13 protein-coding genes are annotated in these 17,388 nt (G+C 46.9%); 2 read left to right on the forward strand and 11 right to left on the reverse strand.

The features are described 5' to 3' along the window. Positions 1–16 precede the first annotated feature (16 nt). The 3 genes from V1358_RS16390 to V1358_RS16400 all read right to left on the reverse strand — a co-directional run bounded on the left by V1358_RS16390 (position 17) and on the right by V1358_RS16400 (position 2,612). Complete coding sequence (locus tag V1358_RS16390; protein WP_347394229.1) at positions 17–1,468, reverse strand: amidohydrolase family protein; 1,452 nt, start codon at positions 1,466–1,468, stop codon at positions 17–19. 128 nt (positions 1,469–1,596) lie between these two features. Beyond that, the gene (locus tag V1358_RS16395) at positions 1,597–2,085 is read right to left on the reverse strand and encodes a hypothetical protein (RefSeq protein WP_347394230.1); all 489 of its coding nucleotides are present in this window, start codon (positions 2,083–2,085) and stop codon (positions 1,597–1,599) included. 80 nt (positions 2,086–2,165) lie between these two features. Next, positions 2,166–2,612, reverse strand: a complete 447-nt coding sequence (locus V1358_RS16400; RefSeq protein ID WP_347394231.1) for a hypothetical protein — start codon at positions 2,610–2,612, stop codon at positions 2,166–2,168. Between the two features lie 229 nt (positions 2,613–2,841). Here V1358_RS16400 and V1358_RS16405 point away from each other — a divergent pair, with 229 nt between their 5' ends. Both V1358_RS16405 and V1358_RS16410 read left to right on the forward strand, forming a co-directional pair. Then, on the forward strand, positions 2,842–3,072 hold the full coding sequence (locus V1358_RS16405) for a TIGR02647 family protein (protein ID WP_347391463.1): 231 nt from the start codon (positions 2,842–2,844) through the stop codon (positions 3,070–3,072). Between the two features lie 116 nt (positions 3,073–3,188). Next, positions 3,189–3,479, forward strand: a complete 291-nt coding sequence (locus V1358_RS16410) for a DUF3703 domain-containing protein (RefSeq protein WP_347394232.1) — start codon at positions 3,189–3,191, stop codon at positions 3,477–3,479. A 69-nt stretch (positions 3,480–3,548) separates the two neighbouring features. Here V1358_RS16410 and V1358_RS16415 read toward each other — a convergent pair whose 3' ends face one another. The 8 genes from V1358_RS16415 to V1358_RS16450 all read right to left on the reverse strand — a co-directional run bounded on the left by V1358_RS16415 (position 3,549) and on the right by V1358_RS16450 (position 17,160). Further along, on the reverse strand, positions 3,549–4,292 hold the full coding sequence (locus tag V1358_RS16415; protein ID WP_347391465.1) for a sulfite exporter TauE/SafE family protein: 744 nt from the start codon (positions 4,290–4,292) through the stop codon (positions 3,549–3,551). Continuing rightward, positions 4,292–4,978 (reverse strand): pirin family protein, encoded by a 687-nt coding sequence (locus V1358_RS16420; protein WP_347394233.1) that lies wholly within the window; start codon positions 4,976–4,978, stop codon positions 4,292–4,294. Before V1358_RS16420 ends, V1358_RS16415 begins: the two co-directional genes overlap by 1 nt. Positions 4,979–5,353: 375 nt before the next feature. After that, the gene (locus tag V1358_RS16425; protein WP_347391467.1) at positions 5,354–6,226 is read right to left on the reverse strand and encodes a LysR family transcriptional regulator; all 873 of its coding nucleotides are present in this window, start codon (positions 6,224–6,226) and stop codon (positions 5,354–5,356) included. 112 nt (positions 6,227–6,338) lie between these two features. Then, positions 6,339–6,764 (reverse strand): DoxX family protein, encoded by a 426-nt coding sequence (locus tag V1358_RS16430; protein ID WP_347394234.1) that lies wholly within the window; start codon positions 6,762–6,764, stop codon positions 6,339–6,341. A 160-nt stretch (positions 6,765–6,924) separates the two neighbouring features. Beyond that, complete coding sequence (locus tag V1358_RS16435; protein ID WP_347394235.1) at positions 6,925–7,557, reverse strand: response regulator transcription factor; 633 nt, start codon at positions 7,555–7,557, stop codon at positions 6,925–6,927. Further along, positions 7,550–11,029, reverse strand: coding sequence for a hybrid sensor histidine kinase/response regulator (locus V1358_RS16440; protein ID WP_347394236.1), 3,480 nt, complete (start codon positions 11,027–11,029; stop codon positions 7,550–7,552). Before V1358_RS16440 ends, V1358_RS16435 begins: the two co-directional genes overlap by 8 nt. A 38-nt stretch (positions 11,030–11,067) precedes the next feature. Beyond that, positions 11,068–14,802, reverse strand: coding sequence for a S8 family peptidase (locus V1358_RS16445; RefSeq protein WP_347394237.1), 3,735 nt, complete (start codon positions 14,800–14,802; stop codon positions 11,068–11,070). An 18-nt stretch (positions 14,803–14,820) separates the two neighbouring features. Beyond that, on the reverse strand, positions 14,821–17,160 hold the full coding sequence (locus V1358_RS16450; RefSeq protein WP_347394238.1) for a hypothetical protein: 2,340 nt from the start codon (positions 17,158–17,160) through the stop codon (positions 14,821–14,823). Positions 17,161–17,388 lie beyond the last annotated feature (228 nt).

Consider the following 17,388-nt stretch of genomic DNA (forward strand, 5'->3'; position numbering starts at 1 on the left):
CTATAAGGTCAGAAGTTTAGTGCTTTTCCTCTGCTTCTTGTGCCGCAACCTTAGCTTTAGCTTGCTCTAGCAAGGTTTGAATTCGCTGTTGGTTATAAGCCTTGCCACGGCTGAATACTGTGGCGATATCGCGGGTGTTGTTGATGTCTTCCAGCGGATTGCTGTTTAACAGTAACAAGTCTGCTTTTTTACCTGATGCCACCGCACCATATTGCGCTGATTTACCCAACCATTTCGGCCCAGTGAGCACGGCGCTTTGTAAAGCTTGCAGTGGTGTTAACCCACCTTGCACGTATATGGCTAGCTCGTCGTGCAGCGCTTTACCAGGGTAAATGTAAGAGTTGAGGTAACCTGTGTCGGTACCTGCCATGATGGTTACATTGGCTTGAGCCAGTAGCGGCAGTAAATCTCGGGTAGCAGCGAACCGTGCTTTGCGCTCGGTCACTTCATTTGGGTCAGCTGCAGCTTTTTGCTCAGCACGTTCCACTCGCCAGCTGTAGGTAGCCTTTAATCCAGAGCCTAGCAGTGCAAGTTCAGGGTCGCTTTGGTGGTTGTCTTCATCGATATGGGCAATGATTTGGCTGCCGATCAGAGTGGGTACAACGGCGGTGTCGTTTTCTGCCAATACGCGGTATTTGCTGAGCGCGACTTGCTCATCAAAATTGGCGCGGATGATTGGCAGTGCGCTCCAATAACCTAATTCTCCGCTTTTCACTTTTGCGGAAATTTCCGCTTCGTTACTGGCACCGGCTTTGAGTAGGTACGGCATGTGTTCAATACCATCTAACCCAGCTTCTGAAACATCGGTAACAGACAGCGCAAAAGGAATATGGCCACTAATGGGTAAGCCGCGCTTTTTCACTTCTTTCACGGCTTTAAGATAAAGCTCTGGCGTCAGTGCGCTGTCTGTGATCTTAATAAAGTCCACATTCATTGCTTGCAGCTGATCGAGTGCTGCATTCATTTCTTCTTCGGTCTCAACTTCAAGGTCACCAGCCCAAATAGACCCTTTCCCTTCAAGCTTGGGGCCAGACGTATACAAAGTTGGACCAACAAGAGTGTTGTTGTTGATTTGTTCGCGCCACTGTAACACCGACTCACTGATATCTGCCGCGGCATCGCGCACTGTGGTTACGCCGTATGCGAGATACAATGGCAATAAGTCGCGGTTCTCTGCGATGAGTTTTTCGCCGCCACCAAAGTGCACATGCATGTCCCACAAGCCCGGCATAATATATTGATCAGTGCCATCTAGGGTTTTGAGTGCTTGGATATGCTCGGCGTTGTCGCCAACCCAAATAATCTCTTCACCACGAATAGCGACGTATTGATCTGGGCGTATTTCGCCACTTTGCACGTCAATGATATCGACGTCGGTGATAAGTGTGTCGGCGGTAACAGAATCTAACGTACTCGAGCAGGCTGCTATCATCAGCGAAGCGCCCAGCACAGGGAAAAGTTTTGTCATGTGTGTCTCCTCATTTTTTTCGAGACTACCAATGAAGCGCAGGCGCAGATACCGTGTTGCGGCCAAGTGCAAAAAGATGAGCTAAAGCGATTTACCTGTCTAGAAAACTAATGAAAAAGTGTGAAACACTAACCTTTTTGCTTCTTTATGTGCGCCATGACTGAGCGAACATGTCCTTCAATACTTTGTGTATCCTCAGGAATACTTAATGCGCCACTGGCCGTGGTTAGGAGCCGCTCCGTCACCTTGACGGGGATACGACCATCATTCTGTGGCGTGGGTTTAAACTTTTCGTATGCGTAACGGCTGTTTTCTAGGTCTTCTTGGGTGATTAAGTTATCTGGAATGGTTTGTAGTAGCTTGAGGTTGTGTGCGTTACCGTTGGAATCTATTTCATACTCAAAAATGACCACACTGAGGTTTTTGGTTATGAGTTTTTTTCTGGCACTTTTAGTTTTCGTAGAAAGAGTATTCTTCCCTTTTATAGGGTCCCAGTAGTCAAACTTTCCAAAGTAACCCACATCAACAATGGGTTGGGCATAATAAGGTTCATCGGGCACTGATTTACAGGCACTTAAGGCACAGAGTGCGCCAAGGAGTATGGCTTTTTTTATCATATTATTTTTATTATTTATCGTTTTGGGTGGAATATGCATCGCCAATTATTAGCAATGCATACAAGGCTTATAGGTGACGATTAACTGCATTCGGCTTGAGACTGTTTTAAGCACATTTCTACCACTTCACTGCGACTAGCTACTTCTTCAAGGCAGTAATCAAGGCGCATAGTGAGCTCGATTTCTTGCTCCTGCTCAGGCCATTGCCAATCACGTAGTAGCTGTTTGGTCGCTTGTCTTAAAGCGCGCGAATAGCGTTTTGGATCGGTAGCTTGGATATCGAAATCTTTGGCCATGCCGCTTTGTGAAATCGTAAAGCGTGTTATCGCGCAGCCTTTGCCCTCTACATTTAATAACTCTAGCGGGTAAGCACGATTAGGAATACTCTGTAAACGCAGCCAGTTTCCCTGCGGGTCTAAAATTTGAGCCTGAATATCGCCAGTTGGGCGTTTGTCAGAGATGTCGGTATTGTTTGCTTGCGCAGTGGCGGCTACCAACATTAATGCGCACCCTAGAATCTTTTTCATACACTTCCTTGTTATTTTGTGTGACAAGTTACTTAACCATAAAGACTACACGGCACTAACTCAAGCCTAAAAATTGTACCAAAGTGTCTGCCCGGTTTTTCCATAACACTTGATGTTGAAACGAATTTAGTATTTAAAATAGGGAATTAATGATGTTGCGCAAAGCAAAATCAATTTCTTCTACTAGCATTAGTAGAAACACTAAAAAGAGCAACAAAAGGAAAACAATATGCGCATAAATCAAGCAATGGTTGATGAGATGGAATTGCTGGCTAAATTTCCTCGAGCTAGCCACATGCAAGGGATCAAAGTGCATAGCGATGCTGATGACGCGATGCGTGAAGCAGCCATGCGTTTGTTTGAAAAAGGCATTACTGACAGCCCAGACGGCGGCTACTTAACAGACCTAGGTCTTGATCTCGTTACTCACCTCGACACCCTTCATTCAGCGCTGAGCTGATCCCATAAAAAGGCAACTCCTAGAGGTTGCCTTAAATAATTTATCTCGCCTACTTGCCTTGGAGCCAGCTCCAAGGTTTATGCTGTACGGAGTTTGATTCACCTAATGAGGAAGTAATGAACTTCACACAGGCTATTAAATTCTCGGTGCTCAGAGAGCTGAGTAAGGCACGTAAAGCAGAAAAAAGTGGGTTTTGGGCGGCGCAATTCAGTCATTATGAGAATGCCCATATTCTTGGGCAGGGATCTACATACTGGCACACCTACACACATTGGCTGATGCTGTGTTGGGGCTGGCAGCACAGGGTTTATCCTGAGGTTGCTGGGCAGATTTTACGAATTGTCGGTGCTGTCACCAAAACCGCAATCGGTTTATTACCGCACGGCAACACGGGGGCGCTAACGTGAGCCCATTTAAACCTATGGCGCTTTCTCGTGCACACAAGCGCGCTATCTTGAGCGCTAATCGCAAGATGGTTAGAGAGCGATAAATAACTTAGTGAATAAAGTAAAAGCTAGCAAAAGTAATAGCCAATTCATGACCTTAACAAACTTTTTAGTGTCAAATCGCTGTTGAATACGCACTCCCAACCAGTTGCCAAGGATGGCGATGGGTGTGAACGCCAATGCAGTGAGCAATATATCCCAAGTAAAGAAGCCTTGAGAGACGAATGCTACCAACTTAATGGCATTCATAAATGCGAATAACGCCGCAGCGGTTGCAACATAGTGTAAAGGTTTAAGTTGTTTGGCACTAAAATACATGATTAAGGGAGGGCCACCCGCATGCACCAAAGTGCTGGCAATGCCAGAGAGTAAAGCCATTGACCTGGCGCCCCAGTTGCTTGCCAATAAGGGGTATTGAGCATTGCCCAAGAACAAGCTGCGAACAGCAAATAAAATACTAAAGGTGGCGATTGCCGCGGTGAGCATGGTGGGTGAAAGAACCGTTATAAACCACTGAGCGACGACGACCCCAATAAAAATGCCCGGCATAAGCAAACGCACCAGCTCGGGTCGCCATTGACGCCAATAGCTTCTGAGGCTAAACACATCAGCAATAATCAGAATGGGTAACATCAAAGCGATAGCATCGATAGCGGGCATCACCAGCAGCAATAAGGGAACTGCAAATACCCCTAAGGCACCGGCAAATCCCGACTTGGATATGCCCGTGAGCAATACCACAAGAGCTATTACTGCAATGGTAGTAAGCGTCATTATGCTAACTCAAACCATAATGCGACAAGGTGTTCGCGAGCACGCAAAGTGACAGTCTCCTGTGCATCGATGGCGAATGCATCCCCGCTTGAGAATGTCTCTTCAGCAGCATCTGCCGAGCCAGAAATGATATGCAAATATCCTGTCCCTGACGCCACTTCAAGATCAAGCTTTTGACCTTGCTCTAGCACTACACGCGAGAGCTTTGCATCTTGGTTTATGCTCAGCGTACCTTCTCCACCCGTTGGCGTGACCAGTGGCGTAACAACTTCTTTTTGCGCAATTGAAAGCTGCTCATAGCTAGGGGTAATACCTCGGAATTTCGGCTGAATCCATATTTGTAAAAAATGCGCAGCTTCTTCAGTCGAAGCATTGTATTCACTGTGCATAATACCGCTGCCAGCGCTCATGCGCTGTACGTCTCCCGCTTTAACAACAAATTCATTGCCGCGGCTGTCTTTGTGTTTCAGCGCGCCGCTCAACACGACCGAGATAATTTCCATATCGCGGTGGCCATGGGTGTCAAAACCCATACCCGGTTGTACTTTATCTTCATTGATCACTCTTAAGGTGGAAACACCCATATGTTTTGGGTCGTAATAATGGCCAAATGAAAAACTATGTTGGCTGTGCAACCAACCCAAGTCCACGGTGCCACGTTCGTTTGCTCTGCGAATATATTTCATGGTTTAGCTCCTAGGGTCTGTTGACCTTTGAAGTATGAATTTTGTTCAAATCAAAGGCGTTCAATGCAAGGAATGGGTTATGTTGCATAGTGAACTATGTTAATAGCCCATGACAGAGCAGTGTAAGCCTTTGGTTGAACCCTTTGGGCAGCGCCATTGGGGTATTTTTTCGGCGTTATCACCTGACTTACATAGAATGACTATGTGACGCAGGCTCTGCCTTGCCAAAATACCCCGATGACTGCAGCAAAAACACACAGCAAAGGTCAACAGACCCTATTAATCGATGAAACAAGTTTAATAGCCTGCAAGGTAGAACAAAATGAGTAAAAAAAGGACATAACATTCCATTAAAGCGAATGAATCTGCGTACCTTTACACTCGGCTACGTAGCTCACCCAATAAAGTACGCGCCGCTGGACCAAGGTTATCTCCATCTTTAAACAGTAAATAAAGCGGATGTGTACGCTGAGTTCCTGAGACCAGAGGCAACGCTTTGAGCGATCCTTGGCTAAGATGCTCAGTAATGGCATGTTTGGGTAACCAAGCGAAGCCAAGACCGTTGGCAATCATATCGATTGAGGTATTGATTTGGCTCACTGTCCAACGTTGATCTGCCCCTAACCAGCCAGCGTCTTGCTTGTCTTGTTGTGCCGAGTCGCGGATGACAATTTGCCGATGGGCCTTTAAATCCTCTGGTGTGAGTTCGCGTCCCATGTGATGAAGTGCATGCTGAGGATGAGCTACCGCAATAAACTCTATGCTACACAGTTGCTCACTGAATCCTTCTCCTGAAAAGGGCGAAATAGCGAGTTCAACTTGGTTTTTAGTCAGTAACTCATTAGCGCCTTTGAGCACAGACTCAACGAGTTCTATGCGCAGCAGAGGATACTGTGCGCTGGTGGCATCGAGCACATCGTAAAGAAGCGTTTTTGGCAGCGTTTGGTCTATTGCGATACGCAGTTGTGTTTCTACACCTTCCCCTAGCGTGTTACCAATGGCCTCTATTTTTGCGGCTTCTTCTAATAAGTACTCTGCTCGGCGCAACATCATTTCGCCAGCTTCAGTTAGATGAGTGCGCCTACCTTCAACATGAAACAACTTCACCCCTAAAGAGGATTCAATTTTGGCCACCGCGCTGTGAATACTGGATTGGCTTTTGTGCACGCCTTGCGCGGCTTGGTTAAATCCACCGTATTCAACAACGGCACGGAACATGCGCCATTGTTCTAACGTGATGCGTAGCATGGGACTTCCTCAAATCAATGTGATGACAACAGTGTACTCTTTGCGCCTTGAGTGGCAAAGAAACGCAAAAAAGCGACCTCATTGTTGAGGCCGCTTTATGTATTTGTTTAGCTTAGGCTTTGTTACGACTTAGTAGCCATTGGTCAAGGCTAAACTTGCCTGCGCCTGATGCCGCAAGGGCTAGGAAACCACCGGCAATGGCTATGTTTTTATAGAACATTAAAAACTGAGTTTGGTCGTCCAATTGGAAGTGGAACAACAAGGCGCTTACGACGCTGAATCCGGCAAAAGCAAGAGCCGTTAAGCGGGTAAACAAACCGGCGATAATCATGATGCCGCCAAGTACTTCAAGCAGGATCACCAAAGGTAATAACATGCCGGGTACGCCAACCGACGCCATATATTGTGCGGTTGCATCGTAGTATTCAATTTTGCTCAAGCCTGTTAGTACAAACAGTGCGCTTAAACCAAAGCGAGCAAGAAGCGCGCTGATGTTAGAAAGAGTGTCGTTGCTAGAGATTAGGTTAGTTAAGTTCATTTTCATTTCCTCAAATTAGGCTGCTGTATCGCTGACAAGGAAATAGTAGTATCAATCTAGAAGAATAAAAATTAGCAAAAATCGCACTTATCATTCTTTAAAATAGAATGATAAGTTGCGTTGTTGTCCCTAAAGAGTGAGTTTAGTTGCAGCTATGCAGCTACCGGCCTTCTTGCTCGATAAAAATCTTGCTCGCTTGCGTGCGATTGCTGACACCTAATTTCGCAAAAATGGCGGAAATATGATTTTTGACCGTCTTCTCTGAGATATTCAACGCAGACGCTATTTGTTTGTTGGCATCGCCATTAGCCATCAAATGCAGCACCTTAAACTGTGACGGGGTAAGACTTGCTAGTAGCTCGTAATGTTTTTGCTGAGAAGAAGGTATAGAAGCAGTGCTAAAAGGGGTTGGAAATTGATAATCACCGGCAAAGATGCGAGTCAGGCTCGAAACCAACTCATTGATGTCTACCGACTTTGACAAAAACTCGGATGCACCCGCTTGTAAGCATTCTTGGCGCACGTCTTGAGTATCATGGGCGCTCAACACTACGATGGGCAGCTCGGGGTAAGTTTGACGCAGAAAGTAGATACCGCTGGCACCGGTGGCACCGGGCATGTTCAGATCCATAATCACTAAATCTAACTCGCCATCGTCTTCTTGCAGTTTGGAGAAAAGTGCGAGGTAACTGTCGGCACATTCGATGTAAGTGTCTTGCAGGCGGTTCAGCAATGCGCCTTTGAGGCCAGCTAAAAAAAGCGGGTGATCATCGGCAATAAGAATTTTATTCATTGTTTGGTCCGTCTCCGAGCTGCTGGATAAGCCATGATAAGCGGCTGTATTTTATTGGTTTATTTAAAAATCGATAACCGAAGTTTAGTTTTATTTGATCTCTCACGCGGATGTCTTCCGACATGATGATGATGTTGTTTTGCGACAGTGAGAAGCGCTCTGCCAGTTGCCCCGCGATGTCGCTGCCCAATAACCCATTATCGAGGTGATAGTCACTGATAATGAGTTCTGGCTTCAAACCATTGTATGCCAATGCCTGTTCGCTACTGAGTGCAACTTCAGCTTTTAAGCCTCTTCGCTTAACCATATTGGCAACATCATTGGCGTAATTCGGGTCGTCATCAATGATCAGCACGGTTCTGGATGCCAGTGCTGCCATGGCGTTATCTTGGCGCTGGCTATTGTTTGGCATTGTCAGCGTAAACGTGCAGCCTGAAGACGTGTTTTCTAGTTGTATAGACAACTGTAGTATGGTGCAAATTTGGTGCACTATGGTGAGCCCTAAGCCGCTTCCTGCGTAGCTTCCTGTGCCGCGCACAAAGCTATTAAATACTTTCTCTTTCAGTGCTTCATCAATGCCTGCTCCTGAGTCTTTAATCGCGAGCGTATAGTGATCATCAGCCGCACAGAGAATCACATCTATGTGGCCGTTCTCGGGGGTGTTTTTTATGGCATTGTCGATAAGGTTGTTAATTACCCGAGCCAGTAAAAATGGGTCGGTATGGACCCAAGCGTCAGCTATATCAGTTTTGAGCGCCAAGCACTGTGCTTTGCGATTGGCCATGTCGCTAAAGCGTTGCAAGCTTTGCGTAATGAGTGTGCACAGTTCCACATCTGAGTTCGCAGGTTTCACCATGTTGGCGTCAAATTTGGATAGGCTCACAATTGAGTCAACGAGCTGATCAAGCAAAGTAATTTCGCCTAATATCGCATCGCTGTTAGGGCTGTGAGCAGGCAGAATATCGAGTAACTTCAAGCGAATCGCGTTCAATGGCGCCCGTAAATCGTGACTGGCAGAGGCAATGAAGCGGGTCTTGTCCAAGTTGGCTTTAACCGCTATTTGTTGTTGTTCTTTGTACAACTGAGTTTTGGCTTCAACTTGCTGAGCCAGTTCTTGTGCGTATGACTTTTGCTCTTGGTGTTTGAGCTCTGAAACCGCTAATTCAGCGTTTTTCAAACGCAGTTTAAAGGCAAACCCAAGCGCCACGGCAATAAATGCCAGTGTGATGTAGATAGCTATCATTGATGGGCGCAAGTAAAAAGGCGGCTGTACGTGAAAATGAGAGTCAACGTACGCTTTTTGTGCGCCATCATAGCCAATGACTTTGGCTTGAATCGTGTACTTCCCTGGCTTGGGCTTGATTAAAGTGACGTATCGCGAGCGGCTCGGTAACCATTGCGATGATTTTGACTGTGTACCTTGTAATCGATAAAGCAAAATGTCGCTGTCGGCGGGGGGTAATGCCGTACTCATCGTAAATTCGACAAGGCTCGGATCCGTTATCTCTATGCCATCGTGCAAAGCAGCTGATGCGCCATCTATGGTCAGGTTGGTAAGCGTTAATGACGTTTGGGCATTGTGATGATTGAGGCTGTTAGGGTCGGCCATCAGCAAGTCTTCACTATTGGCGAAATAAACTAATTGCCCAAGTCGACCGCAATAGTCGGTAGCAGGAATAGCCCCCAAACCATTGGCACCGGTGTAGCTATGCAGTGTTTGCTGTGCTGGTGAAAATACACTGACGCCATGACGAGAGCTTATCCAAATACGTTTAGCAGCATCCTCAGTAATGCAATTCGCCGAAGGTATAAATTCACCATGAGGCAGTGACAATGGCACCATTGATGGCTGCTTTGCTTGGGTATCAAGGGTATAAATACCCTCATCGAGGGTTGTAATCCATAGTTGTTGTTGGCTATCTAAAAACAGACTGGTGACCGCTTGGGCACCAGCGAGGGTTTGTAGTTCAGCCGTATTGCCTTGATTAAATTGTGCAGCGGACAGGGCCATCACCCCATGGCGCTGACTGGATATATAAAGCTGGCCGTTGGCATACGCTGTATCAACCACGGATGCCAACTCGAGCGGTATGCTCAATTGGGTAAGCAAAGCCCCCTCTTGTGAACGTGCAAGATGTAGGTGCTTGTCGTCAACAAGTACAAACAGGTCGATGGCTTCAATGTAAGCTGAGTAGGTAATGGGCGCACTTGAATCAGGGCGACCGACCACCGAATAAGATTGCTTAGCTTCATTGAGTAAGATTACTTCACCAAAGTTTTTTACCGAGTTTGCTTGCCCTGGGAAATAACGCATACCCGCAGTGGCAGTCTTGTTTTGCTGTGTCCGCCAGCCATGAGAGTCAGAAAATCGCAGTTGCTGTGTGGGAGTTAGAATGACTAACTCATCCTTGTCGATAAATTGCGTCAGAATTGGCGGTGCGAATTTGGGGATTTGTTGGCTGAGAGAGTGAAATTCGTAAGCCAGAGGCGATACATGGTAAAAGCCGTTGGTGGTGCCAATGAATAACTCATTATCTTCTCCGACCTCGGCTGATAAAGCCATATTTGCTTGTCGATAGTTATTGTTGACGCTGGTGGGGGATACGCGTTGGAGAGGTCTAGCCGATACGCTATCTAAGATCATCACACCTTGCTGAGTAACAGCAAAAACACGGTCACCTTTTACTTGTAAATTGGAGACCATGTTTGAAGGAAGCGTGTTTGTTTGTTCATTTAAATGCGCTTTGAGGCGATTTTGTTTGTCGAATACATACACTCCCTTGTTGAAGATACTGAGCCATACGTTTTGGTTAGCTAAATCCACTGTAATTGCGCGTATATCCTCTTTACCTCGTGCTAAGTTTTCTAAATTGAACAGTCGATGCTTATGCTGTTGCCAGTTATAGAGCACAAAGCCATTTGAGGTCATTAGTAATAGGTGTTCTTGGTCGTAGCGAGCGAACGAATTAACTTGCGCGCCCTGATAGAGTTCGCTGGTAACATGACTTAAGGTATTGTTTGTTAAGTCAATTCTGACAAGCTGTCTATTGGCGATGGCGTAGGCCAAAGAGTCATTGATAAACAGCATGTTAGTAACGCGCTGCAAGAGGTTGTTAGGATCAGGAAAAGGTGTTGCTTTAAGGCTTCTCGGGTCTACGAGTTCGATGCCTCCAAGCCCCAATAACCAAACGGTTTGTTTGTGGGCATGAATCTGTGTAACAGGATTAAAGCGGATCCCTTGGCCTTTGTGGGTGCTTTTTTTAAGTTGAATTACGCCCAAACCGTCGACAATACTCACACCGCCTGGACTGGCTAACCATAATCGCCCAAATTCATCTTTTTCTATATCGTATACACTATTGTGAGCGAGACCTTTAGTTGAGTCCCAATGGCTTGCATAGGGAGTGAGCTGCTCAATTCCTTGAACATGGCAGACCCAAAATAAACATAACAGCAGTAGGCGAGACGACATAAGCAAATGAGCTCCCCAGCGGGGAGCTCCAGAAGGGTTTAAATAAACTTTCGTCTAACTATGACTGGCGCCATCAGAATTAGCAACCAAATGAGACTACCGGACGATGAGCGGTTCGCCACTTCCACATTCACTGTTGAAGTTGAGGTGAATTCACCATCACTCACTGACACTTGGAATACCAGCGTTGCATCACGTTCAACGTCAGGCGTATCCAAAGTAAGTTGCAATCCAGAAGTGGTTGATGTCATCGCCGCAGGGCCTTGCAGTTGCTGCCACACCACTTGGAGTTGGTCTCCATCTGGGTCAGAGCTTTGGCTAGCGTCCAAGGTAAAGTTTTGACCCTCTTCAACACTGATGGTCGCATTGGCTATTGTCGCTGTTGGTGCATGGTTCGGGTTAACGTGAACCAATTGACCAGTGTGTTTATCGCCTTTTGAGTTCGTTAGTTCAAATTGATGGGTGAACTCACCTTCTAACGGCGTTGCTAGTGTTACAGTCACAGGGATTGTCAGTGGCTCTGTGGTCTGCGCACTTTGCACTGCGCTCACAGTGATGGTGTTATCAGTTACTTGCACCATGGCATCATCTGAGCTGGCAGTAAAGCTATGTGCCAGTGTTACCTTCGCCTGATAGCTAACATCCTCGTTAAGCGGATTTGGCGCCACAGTTAGCGTCAGTGTTGTTGGTAGTCCAGTCGTCACTTCAGTGCTCTGGGCCGCTATCGCCATAGCGTCAGATAGTTGGTTGATGATCAGGCTGGTTGAGCCATGAGAAACTGACATACCTGTGTATTTATCTTGTTCAAACACTTCGATGCTGCCGTAATAGTTGGTGTTGGCATCTAGTTGTTTGTCCCACAAGATGTTGAAAGGCATGCTGCTAAAGGCGGCGCTGCTGGTGTCAGGCAACACGTTCATCGATACACGATTTTCAGGTGTATTACGTACCACATCTACAGCAATCGTGTCTTGCTCCTTGCCAGAGCCCTCATAGTTCCAAGCCATTACCCAGTATTCACCTGGGGCATCACCTGATAGCGTACATTGCTCACCGACGTTACGCGTTGAAGCGGCAACACACACACGCTCGACAGCTTGAGGCTGACCGTCACCATTGGTGTCTAAACCAACGAATAAATCGGCATCAATAGCCTCTGAGCGACCGATAATAATATCCAGTGGCTCGCCTTCCGTTACTTCCAACATGAAGAATCCAGCACCTTGGTCAAAGCTATCGAACGGCGTGTTGTTGTCATCCGCTGATACCTGTAACTCGGTTGTCAGACCTTTTACGAGCGGGCTATGTGTTACATAAATTTGCTCTGGGCGGCGAAATGCATAGTCAGTGATATCGAAGCCCGCTTGTTGCCAATAGTACTCTTGAGCATGTGCAACCGGCACCTGAGCAACCAAGGGTTTGATGCGCAGCGGCAAGGTTAGTTCAGGTTGCTGCGCTTGCCCTGAGGTCACGCGCACATTGCCATCAATCCACTCGTCAGCAGCCCATTCACTGATGGTTGCAGAGATAGTAACGGCAACTTCTTCACCGGCTTCTAGGGTAACTTCTGCTGGCGAAAAGCTCATATCACTGAGGTAATAGTTGTAGCCTTTTTGACTAAAACGATACGTGCCCGCTTGTGTCGCTTTGAAAGTACGTTCCCATGTACAGGTTCCTGGGCAGTTGCTGTCAATTAGGTAAGGTACGTTCAATGCTTTTACATCGCCTTGAATAGCAGGGTTTGCCGCCAGGAAAGCTTCTGTTGTGACTGGCAGCACCAAGCCTGCATTGGCTGCTTTATCGACTTGGATCATGCCAGCACCGCGGTCCCAAATATTTGCTACTTGACCATCTTCCGCGCGTGTCATCAGGCTGTTGGCTGTCATCATCAAGGCTGATTGAATTTCCGCAGCACTCCACTGTGGATTAAGCTGCTTCAATAGCGCAGCGGCACCTGCAACATGCGGGGATGCCATCGACGTGCCCGATAAGAAACTAAAGTCACTCGGCGCCGGATTAGCGCTAAATGGTTGCTCATCTGAATACGCCGCGTAAATATCCGTGCCCGGTGCAGCGACATGTGGCGACAATAGCTCAGGCAGGAGGCTTGTTGGTCCGCGTGACGATGACGCATTGACGATATTACCTTTGTTGCTTTGGCGTGTTGCAAGACCTGCATCGATGTTGATTACTGGAGATGCTTCTGCACGTGCCCAGGTTAATAACTCTTCACCTTGTACTTGAGACACCTGCATTCCCGCAATCGGGTAAGGAATCGAATATTGTTCGGTGTTACTGCCTTCGACATTGCGGATCACGACACCCACACCGCCAAGCTGGCGGATGCGGTCAACTTTATCGTACAGACTAATACCACCGCGGTCACATAGTACAATCTTGCCTTCTAGTTCTGGGTAGTCACGCCATGTGAAGAAGTTACATTGCTTACGTAAGCTATCTACGTCACCCGCATACACGAGTTCAGCACTGACGGCTTCACTAAATCCGCCTAAGCCTTTTATGTCGTTGAAAGTCACCGCAACCCCTTCACCGGCGCTGATGGTTTTTTCTACCACGCGATCATGGCTGGCATTGGCGACTTGAGTGGTCCATGGTGCAAGGTGCCCTACAGTATTACTCCCAGGACCTGAGTTTCCTGCCGATAGAGATACAAACACTCCCGCTTGTGTTGCCGATAAGAAAGCGAGATCAAGTGCTGAATTCCATGGCTGTGGACCTTCGGCGCTTGGACCGATAGACATATTGATAACATCAACGCCTGCATCAATCGCGTCTTCAACCGCTTTGACCATAGCGCCCATATCGCAACCAGAAACCGGTAAGCACACTTGGAATGAGACGATATTGGCGTGTGGGGCAACACCAGATATTTGTGCTAAATTAGAGCCAGCAATCGGTGTACCATCGCTTTGTTCAGTGTTACCCGGTTGATAAACAGCAACATTATTAAGTATGTTACCCGCCGCCGTTGATGCTACGTGGCTACCGTGACCGTTGTAATCTTCACCTACGTGAGGGCGCACATCGCCGAAGTTATCGGTGATGCTGTCGTAACTAAATACCCCGATGAGTTTGTCATTACACAGGTTTTTATTTTCAACACAATCACCTAGGTAGTTACCATTGCCTAATGGGTTTGTATGAGTATAACCATCACCGCCGGTGGCTTGGAATGAAGGGTGATCGGTATTGATACCTGAGTCGATGATACCGACTACAACGCCCTCGCCTTTAGCGCCTACCGCTTGAATGGTTTGTGCATTCCAAATTGGTTTTGCACCAATAAATTGTGGACCGACATCAGATTGCATTTCATAGGCTATTTGGCGCTCTACTTTTAACACATTCGGCAGGCTCAATAACTTTTCAGCTTGCTGTTCTGTCAGCTCCATCGCCACACCGTTAAACACGGTGTCGTAGCTGTATAGTATTTCTTTTTTCTCACCTAATACGTTTTGTGCAGCCTGCATAAATACTTGCTGCTGGGTTTTTACTTGGGCTTTGAACTGCTGAGCAAACTGCGTTTGCGTGTCTAGTTTACCTTTGAAGTTAGGCTCGCTTTGCACCGCAAATGCCAAAGGTTGGCCACGAAGGTGCACGAAATAGCGGTTAGTGGCGCCTTCATGATCTTTATTGAGTACTGTATTTACCTTGTCTTCAAATGAAAACGGTTTACTAAATAGAGCGGGTGCCGTTGATGCATTGGCAACGCAACTCATCGCCATACTCATGGCTATTAATGACTTCTTCATAATAATTCTCTTCACTGGTTACTTCATACGGCGTGGGCGACGGCACAACAACATGCCAAACAGTGCTATTAGACTCAGGCCAAAAGAGCCGCTGGACTCATTGTTGGTTACATTGACTTCAATTTGACGCGTTGCAGTTTCACCGTGGGCATCGGTTACGCTAATAGCCAACGTCGCTAGCTCGTCACCATCTACAAAGGGAGCGCTTCCTTGAGTGACTAACGATTGCGGATTACTCAGCGTAATTGCTGGACCGCTTAATTGTTGCCATGAGATAGAAACTGGACCTTTGGTTGCGCTGAGCGATAAGTCGATGGTGAAGTTGTTACCTTCCTCGACATTGACGTTTGTGGTGCCTGACAGACTGGGTTGTTTGTCGTTGTCGATGGTTACAACAGTGTGTGCGGTTGTTGTTGACTCGCCGTCATCAACCACTAGAGAGAATGTCAGTTCTACTTGCTCACTCACCACAGGACTGAGGAAACTAAGCTCCATAGCTGAGGGATCAAAATCCACAGCTGGTCCGCCAGTTTGTAGCCACTCGATATTCAATGAGCTGTTATCTGGGTCGGTTATTTCGGCTGACACAACCACAGTTTCATCTTCGCCAACTAAGGCTTGCTGAGGCATGACAATGCTTGGCGCATCGTTTATTTGCGCGACATTGAGGGTATATGTCATGCTGTGTGCGCGATTGTTATCTTTGTTATCGGTCAGCGTGACAACGAAAGGAATTTTGCCAGAGAACTCAGCAGCGGGAGTGATGTTCACCAAGACTGAATTGGCGCCAATCTCAGCACTGTATTGTGAGCCATCATCAGCATTTGCACTGTCAACGCTGATGCTATAATTGCTTTGCAGGTTATCCACAAACGGTAAGCTGAGCGAGAATGTTTCATCTTCATTGGTGTGCAGTGGTCGATTTGGCCATGCGAGGCGTAAGCCCTCTTCTGCACCTACTTCACCATTTTGCTTGATACTTTGCACTTGAACTTCAGCGTCTCTATCAACCGTGGTGCGTAAACTGGCAATGGTTTCTCCAAATTGTGAATGAGCAATGCTTTCACCATTGATGACTTGGTCAACTTTAGCGATGACTTGGTCATTCACTACTTCGCCATCAGCTTTAAAATCAACACGGTAGAGATTTTCAGTCTGTGATGTGTAATCGTCAGACTTTAAGTAAACATAGGAAAAGGTATCGTTATAGCGGCTAAGGTAACCTGCTGAGTAATAGCCTGAGTCTTGTTTGTCGCCATATAAAATCGGCACTAAAGACACAGGTTCAGAACCCAGAGTTAATGTGCCATCATGAGCGATGTGCTGCATGAACAGGCCATAGTTCCCAAAGTTAGTATTTGAGTATTGGGCGGCCCATGTGATGACATAACCGTCGTCCGTCGCGACCAAGGATGGTGAGGCGACATTATTAAATTCAGAGTCATCGCCATGAGAAATGCGTAGACCTGAGTTAGGAAATTGCAAATTGCCATCAGCATCAATGTGCTGGAATAAAATGTTGCTGTTGAATAGCGTCGGGTGTGACCACGCGAGCGTAACGCCGCCATGACCATCAGCCACTATAGAAGCGCCACCAGATGAACGTGCTGGAAGACTAACTTCACCAAACATGATGGGTTGAGGTGAGTCACCCCATTGCGGCTTACCTTCAAAGTCGTACTTTTGCACGAACATTGAGTTCTCACCATCTTCACGGATACCGCTAAATAAAACGACCAAGCCATCTTTGACTGGGGTAAATGAAGAAAAACGCGTTGTTTGCATTTGTTCAGCGGTTTGCCAAAGCTCATTGCCGTCTTTGTCGATCATGCCCACAGCCACTTTAGCAGAGCGGCTTTTGGTGTCGTAATCTAGTGCGTAGAAGAGTTTGTCGCCTGCACTGGTTAAGTGAATCGGTAGCGTGCGGCCGGCGTCTTCAGGAGCTGGGATAAATGGAGTTTCCCATCCGGCACTGCCATCGGCATTGGTTTTGAATACCATGGTACCGTGAGGAAAGACATTTAAATCCTCGAATCCGGTGTAGATTGCCCCTTCGTTGTCTACCATCATCGACCAAGTGAGAATGAAAGACTGTTGGCGGTCATAAAGTGTTTTTGCACCTTGCTCCCAGGCAAAGTCGCCATTTCGGTCTAGCTTGTTGACGAGGAAGTCATAGCCAGTGCTTGGGTCCGAATAGCCAATAATGATGTTGCCTTGATGATCGACCATGGTTTTATGTGATGCAGAGCTTGCTGTTGCAGTAACAAATGTGGAGGTGTCATTTCCCCACTGTGCTGCAACAGGCGCTGCCATACTCATACTCACGGCAAATGCCGTGGCTGATAGAAGAAACCGCATAGATACTCCTGTTGATGACTTGTTGTAATGAGAACTGAACGATTATTCATCAGCAGTACAATGGATGTAATCGATCAAAGGTCCCAAATCATCTGGGAAATAAGTCCTATGCGGCGTTAATTAATTGTCATGATCGTGCGCAAAAAACACAGTGAGATGTTATCCATTAGTAACGAATTCACGGCTTGAAGCGCCATATTAGGGGGGGCGAGTAAGGTTCTATGAATT

The organism is Pseudoalteromonas pernae, from assembly GCF_039831865.1.
Lineage (GTDB): Bacteria > Pseudomonadota > Gammaproteobacteria > Enterobacterales > Alteromonadaceae > Pseudoalteromonas > Pseudoalteromonas pernae.